The organism is Psychromonas sp. (genome assembly GCF_041586535.1).
Taxonomy (GTDB): Bacteria; Pseudomonadota; Gammaproteobacteria; order Enterobacterales; family Psychromonadaceae; genus Psychromonas.
The window spans coordinates 22,129-28,550 of record NZ_JBFGZY010000033.1 but is presented as its reverse complement, the minus strand read 5'-3'; the positions used below and the strand labels follow the sequence as shown (position 1 = coordinate 28,550).

The following is a 6,422-nucleotide window of genomic DNA, read 5'->3' as shown; positions in this document are numbered from 1 at the left end:
CGGTTTTTTTAATGTAATCAATTGGTTAGCACTATTAATTATAGTAAACTTACCGGAGTTTTCCTGCTATTTTACCTATTTTTTTATATATTTCAGTATGTTAACGTTTCTGGATGAGAACTAGCTAGCATTCATTTTAACAAGCATAAATGAATAGATAATTATCGGATTTGGTATTATATCTTCATTCCCGTCCTTATCTCTCAACTTCCTGTATATCGTCTATATTGTAATGATCAACGGACTCTTTTCTGAAAAATGGATTTCTACAGCATTTATTTAACAAAATCATTTAAAGCAATTGATTACGCAAATAACTGCTACTCGACAAGTTTCAGCCTGAGCAGCTCACGGCTGCCAGGCTTTTGTGGTAAGGGGAAATCGTATGAGAATTTCAAAACTAGTTTTAGGTATTTCAATGGCATTAGGCCTTTCCATGGCAGCCCACGCTGCAGAGGTGGAAGTGCTGCACTGGTGGACCTCAGGTGGTGAAGCTAAATCAGTGGCTGAGCTGAAAAAAATGTTGGAAGCGAAAGGACATCAGTGGAAAGACTTTGCGGTGGCGGGCGGTGGCGGTGAAAGTGCCATGACGGTACTTAAGTCGCGGGTTGTTTCCGGTAATCCACCGGCTGCAGCGCAAATCAAAGGTCCAAGCATTCAGGAATGGGGAGACGAAGAGGTATTGGCCAATCTTGACGGCATCGCCAAGGCAGAAGGCTGGGATGCACTGCTACCGGGTGTTGTGGCTGATGTGATGAAATATCAGGGGAAATACGTTGCCGTTCCGGTTAACGTGCACCGTGTAAACTGGATGTGGGCCAATCCGGAAGTGTTCAAAAAAGCAGGCGCAACCGTTCCGACAACCTGGGATGAGTTCTTTGTTGCTGCTGATAAAATCAAAGCGGCAGGCATGACCGCTGTTGCCCATGGCGGACAGCCCTGGCAGGATGCAACCATGTTTGAATCAGTTGTATTAGGTGTGGCAGGTGCTGAGTTTTATAATAAAGCTTTTGTCGCCTTAGATGCGCAAACCCTGAACAGCCCAACCATGATTGAAGCGTTGAAAATTTTCCATAAAATCAAAGCCTATACTGACCCGGGTTCACCGGGACGTGACTGGAATCTGGCCACCGCTATGGTGATTAATGGCGAAGCCGGCATGCAGTTTATGGGTGACTGGGCAAAAGGTGAATTTACTGCTGCGGGCAAAGTACCGGGCAAAGACTATATCTGCGTTGCGGCGCCGGGCACCGCAGATGATTTCACTTTTAACATCGACAGTTTTGTGATGTTTGATCTGGATGACAAAGCGCTGCAGGTGGGGCAAAATGACTTGGCCAGTACCATCCTGAGCCCGGCCTTCCAGGAGATATTTAATCTCAACAAAGGCTCTATTCCTGCGCGTTTGAATCTGCCAATGGATAAATTTGATGATTGTGCAAAATTGTCAGCAGAAGACTTTGTCAGCACGGCAAAAGCAAATACGTTAGTGCCCAGTATGGCGCACGGTATGTCAACCTTCTCTTCTACTCAAGGTGCTATCTACGATACCGTTACTGAGTTCTACAACTCAGATTCAATAACGGCGGAAGCAGCTGCTGATAAGCTGGTAAAAGCCGTCGCAGCAGCTCAATAAGGTCTGATTTTTAACCTTGCGGATCTCAGTGCTTTTTAGCTGAGTTCCGGTTTTCCTTTGCGCAATTAAAGAGAAATAATCCAGTTATGAATAGATCCGGCAGTCCCCGTCAATGGCTGGGGGACATTTTACCCAAACTGGTCGTGGCACCGACTTTTGTTGCCGCAGTGGTTTTTATCTACGGCTTTATGCTGCTCAATGCCTGGTTGTCTTTCAGCTCATCGCGGATGCTGCCGAAGTATAATTGGGCAGGCACTATGCAATATGAAAAACTGTTTGCCAATGATCGCTGGTGGGTAGCTGCGGAAAACCTGATGATCTTCGGTGGATTGTTTATCGCCATCTGTTTACTGCTGGGGTTATTTCTGGCTATTTTTCTGGATCAGAAGATTCGTGCGGAAGGTGCTATCCGCACTATCTATTTATACCCGATGGCACTTTCTTTTATTGTGACCGGAACGGCCTGGAAATGGATCCTTAATCCTGAATTGGGCATTCAGCGTCTGGTGCGTGAACTGGGCTTTGAATCTTTTACCTTTGACTGGTTGGTCAATACCGATATGGCCATTTATACCGTGGTGATTGCCGGTGTCTGGCAGTCCTCCGGTTTTGTGATGGCGCTGTGTCTCGCGGGGTTACGCGGTGTGGATGATAATATTATCAAAGCCGCCCGGGTTGACGGGGCCTCCATGCCGCTTATCTACCGAAAAATAATTATCCCCGGACTGCGCCCGGTATTTTTCAGCGCATTAATCGTACTCACCCATATTGCCATTAAAAGTTTTGATTTAATTGTCGCATTGACTGGCGGCGGCCCCGGGTTTGCAACGGACGTGCCGGCTACCTTTATGTATACCTATTCTTTTACACGCGGACAAATCGGTCTTGGCTCCGCAGCTTCGATGATGATGTTGCTGGCGGTGGTTGCCATTATTGTGCCTTATCTGTATTCGGAGCTAAGGGAGAAAAATAATGAGCATTAACAGAGTCTTGATCTACAGCTTACTGGCCTTTGCTGCTCTTGTTTATTTAATGCCGCTGGTTGTGATGCTGATTACCTCACTGAAAGACCTCGATGAGATCCGCGCAGGCACTCTGTTATCGCTGCCACAAGCCGTTAACTTCGATGCCTGGGGAAAGGCCTGGGGAACCGCCTGTACGGGGGTAAGCTGTGAAGGTTTGAAGGGTTACTTCTGGAACTCGGTACTGATTGTTGTCCCTGCCGTGGTGATTTCAACCGTGATTGGCGCATTAAACGGGTATGTGCTGACTAAATGGACCTTCCGGGGCAGCAATCTGTTTTTCGGCATGCTGCTGATCGGCACGATGATCCCCTTCCAGGTTATTCTGTTACCCATGGCGCGCACCCTGGGTTTTCTTGGTCTGGCAGGCACCACCACCGGGCTGATCATGGTTCATACCATTTATGGCCTGGCCTTTACCACTTTGTTTTTCCGCAACTATTACGTCAGCATTCCCAGCGAATTGGTGAATGCGGCGCGTATTGACGGAGCAGGTTTTTGGATGATTTTCTTCCGGATTATTATACCGGTATCGATGCCGATTATCGTCGTATCGGTGATCTGGCAGTTTACTCAGATCTGGAATGATTTTTTGTTTGGCGTGGTTTACTCCTCCGGTGATGCGCAGCCAATCACCGTTGCCCTGAATAATCTGGTCAATACCAGTACCGGTGTTAAAGAGTATAACGTCGATATGGCGGCAGCAATTATTGCAGCACTGCCTACCCTGCTGGTGTATGTGGTAGCCGGCAAGTATTTCGTTAAGGGACTCACAGCAGGCGCAGTTAAAGGTTGAGGGGCAAATCATGCAGGCGTTAAAAATAGAGAATGTTGAAAAAACCTATGGCAAGGTAAAGGTACTGAAAGGCATTGATTTACAAGTCGAGCCGGGACAGTTTCTGATTTTAGTCGGACCATCAGGCTGCGGTAAATCGACCCTGCTGAATATGATTGCAGGTTTGGAATCGGTAAGTAAGGGCAGCATTTCCATTGGCGATCGGGATGTCACCCATTTAGATCCTAAAGACCGTGATATTGCCATGGTGTTTCAGTCCTATGCACTCTACCCGACTATGACCGTGCGCGAAAATATTTCATTCGGTTTGGAAATACGCAAAACAGCAAAAGATGAGCAGGAAAAGATTGTCGATAAAGTCTCAAAGTTACTGCAAATCGAGTCGTTACTGGATCGTAAACCCAAGCAGCTGTCGGGCGGACAGCGTCAGCGTGTGGCTATGGGAAGAGCTCTGGCGCGTGACCCTGCGATCTTCCTGTTTGACGAACCGCTATCTAATCTGGATGCCAAGTTACGTGTCGAGATGCGCAGTGAAATCAAAGAGCTGCACCAGCGTGTCGGGACGACCATCGTTTATGTCACCCATGATCAGATTGAAGCGATGACCCTGGGTGATGTGATAGCGGTGATGAAAGATGGTGAAATACAGCAAGTCGGGCCGCCGCAGGAGATCTACGACAACCCGTGCAATCAGTTTATCGCCGGTTTTATGGGCAGCCCTTCGATGAATTTCATCCCCTGCCCGGTTGAGAAGGTAGACGGTGTTATTCAGATAACCCTGGAAAGTGGCGGAAAAGTGCATCAAATGCCGATTAAACAAACTATCAGCGGGCTGGAAAACTATGCGGGTAAAAGCGTTGTGCTGGGAATTCGTCCGGAGCAAATCACCCAGAAGGGTGAAGAAAAAGCCGATAGTGCCACGCTCAATTGCGCTGTGGAAATTATTGAACCTACCGGACCGGACACCCTGATCACCGTCCGTATCAATGGCGTAAAAACGGTTTGCCGTATACACCCGACCGCCGAATGCAGGGTAGAAACATTAATGCCGCTGCTGATTGATATGTCGAAGGCGGTGTTTTTTGATGTCGATACTCAGCAGAGAATTTATTGAATGCGCCTACTCAGGTATTTCCATAGTATTCTGACGGGAAGGGACACGGTGCGCAGGCACACCCTACGCTGATGAGAAATTAAGCAAAACGGTATATCGTTGGGTGCATTTATGCACCTCAAATAGAGAACAATAAAAATAATTACAAACGGTGCGCAGGCACACCCTACATTGGTGAGCAATTAAACTAACTGGTATATCGCAGGCTGCATTTATGCACCGCAAATATACCGATGCTTTCAACAAAGCAACAAAACATGCAGACAGAAGTTTTCGCCTCAACACTACATTGCTGCAGACAGTTATAAAATATCTTATTCGCCTTTAGTACTAACAAAAATGCTCGCTTTGCAGTAGTCTGGCATACTCTATTTGTCAGGAATCTTTTTATGACCACAGCTAATGTACAACTTCTTCTTACCGGAAATGAATTAATGATCGGTGATATTGTCGACAGCAATTCCGCAATGATCGCCAAAAGCCTTAAAGCATTGGGCATTAAAATCTACAAAAAAGTAACCGTAGCAGATGATTTAAACCTGCTGGTGACAGAAATAGAAAATATCAGCCATAACGCCGACCTGCTGATTATCAACGGCGGTTTAGGGCCCACCAGCGATGATTTAACCGCGCAGGCACTCGCTTTAGCTGCCAATTTACCAATAGAGCAGCACCCTGAAGCATTAACACATTTACAAAAATGGTGTGAAAGGCGTGCCATAACGTTGAGCCAGTCAAACCTTAAACAGGCATTACTGCCTAAAGGTTGTGATATTGTTGATAATAGTACCGGCAGCGCGGTCGGGTTTTCTTTAATATTAAACGGCTGCCTGATAATTTGTACTCCCGGTGTACCCCATGAACTTAAATTAATGATCGATCAGGAAATATTGCCACTTCTGCAGGATACAATGAAGTTGAGTGGTGAAATGGACAATACCCGATTTCAGGTATTTGGTTTTGGTGAATCAACGCTGCAAACCCTGATTGAAAAAGAGATTCCCGACTGGCCGGCAGAGGTTGAACTGGGTTTTCGGGCTGCCATGCCGACACTTGAACTAAAACTGACCATAGAGAATAAGCAGCACCTTTTTCTTAAAACAAAGGTGATAGATAAATTAAAAAATCTCTTAGGCGCCCATCTCATCGAAGAGATAACCGAGCAGGAAAAAACACTGGCCGAGCATGTAGTGCAATTATGCCGAGAGCAGAATTTGAAAATAACCCTGGCTGAGTCGTGTACGGGCGGACTGCTTGCCAGCGAAATAACCAGAATCGGAGGGGCATCTTCGGTCTTTGAAGCCGGATTTGTTACCTATTCCAACGTTATGAAACAGAAAATGCTGGATGTTGATCCGACTATTCTCGAGCGGTTTGGTGCAGTCAGTGCAGAAACGGTATTGGCCATGGCGCGGGGGGCATTAAATAAAGCGGATGCTGATATCGTGATTGCCGTTTCCGGCATTGCCGGACCGGATGGCGGTTCGAGGGATAAACCCGTCGGCTCGGTATGGATTGCATGGGGAACAAAAGAGCAAATGTTCAGTCAATATTTCTGTCTTAAAGGTAACAGACACTATTTTCAACAAATGGTAACGGCACGAGCATTAGATTTAGTCAGAAGAATGCTGATAAACAACAGCGATACCCCGAATTATTTTTTATAAACAAACGACCAGATAAAAGATACAGCCTAAAGGCCGCGCACCGCAGGCATTAAAGGTAAAAAATGGTGCGCGAGCACACCCTACGATTGGGCTCTCTGCAGGAGCAATTTTCAACAAACAAATGTAGGGTGCATTTATACACCACAATCCACAAACATTAAGGTAAAAACAACGGGTCCGCGGAACT

5 protein-coding genes are annotated in these 6,422 nt (G+C 46.4%); all 5 read left to right on the top strand.

All coding sequences use genetic code 11. The features are described from left to right. The first annotated feature begins 385 nt into the window (after positions 1-385). The 5 genes from ABZA00_RS05615 (at position 386) to ABZA00_RS05595 (ending at position 6,235) form a co-directional block, all read left to right on the top strand. Positions 386-1,636, top strand: a complete 1,251-nt coding sequence (locus tag ABZA00_RS05615) for an ABC transporter substrate-binding protein (protein ID WP_372881163.1) — start codon at positions 386-388, stop codon at positions 1,634-1,636. Positions 1,637-1,722: 86 nt separating this feature from the next. Next, positions 1,723-2,619 (top strand): carbohydrate ABC transporter permease, encoded by an 897-nt coding sequence (locus ABZA00_RS05610; RefSeq protein ID WP_372881162.1) that lies wholly within the window; start codon positions 1,723-1,725, stop codon positions 2,617-2,619. Further along, positions 2,609-3,454 (top strand): carbohydrate ABC transporter permease, encoded by an 846-nt coding sequence (locus tag ABZA00_RS05605; RefSeq protein WP_372881161.1) that lies wholly within the window; start codon positions 2,609-2,611, stop codon positions 3,452-3,454. Before ABZA00_RS05610 ends, ABZA00_RS05605 begins: the two co-directional genes overlap by 11 nt. A gap of 10 nt (positions 3,455-3,464) precedes the next feature. Next, positions 3,465-4,568, top strand: a complete 1,104-nt coding sequence (locus ABZA00_RS05600; RefSeq protein ID WP_372881160.1) for an ABC transporter ATP-binding protein — start codon at positions 3,465-3,467, stop codon at positions 4,566-4,568. Positions 4,569-4,957: 389 nt separating this feature from the next. Further along, positions 4,958-6,235, top strand: coding sequence for a CinA family nicotinamide mononucleotide deamidase-related protein (locus ABZA00_RS05595; protein WP_372881159.1), 1,278 nt, complete (start codon positions 4,958-4,960; stop codon positions 6,233-6,235). Positions 6,236-6,422: the final 187 nt, after the last annotated feature.

Coding starts and splice junctions, on each gene's coding strand:
- ABZA00_RS05615 (WP_372881163.1), top strand. CDS start 386: ATGAGAATTTCAAAACTAGTTTTAGGTATTTCAATGGCATTAGGCCTT.
- ABZA00_RS05610 (WP_372881162.1), top strand. CDS start 1,723: ATGAATAGATCCGGCAGTCCCCGTCAATGGCTGGGGGACATTTTACCC.
- ABZA00_RS05605 (WP_372881161.1), top strand. CDS start 2,609: ATGAGCATTAACAGAGTCTTGATCTACAGCTTACTGGCCTTTGCTGCT.
- ABZA00_RS05600 (WP_372881160.1), top strand. CDS start 3,465: ATGCAGGCGTTAAAAATAGAGAATGTTGAAAAAACCTATGGCAAGGTA.
- ABZA00_RS05595 (WP_372881159.1), top strand. CDS start 4,958: ATGACCACAGCTAATGTACAACTTCTTCTTACCGGAAATGAATTAATG.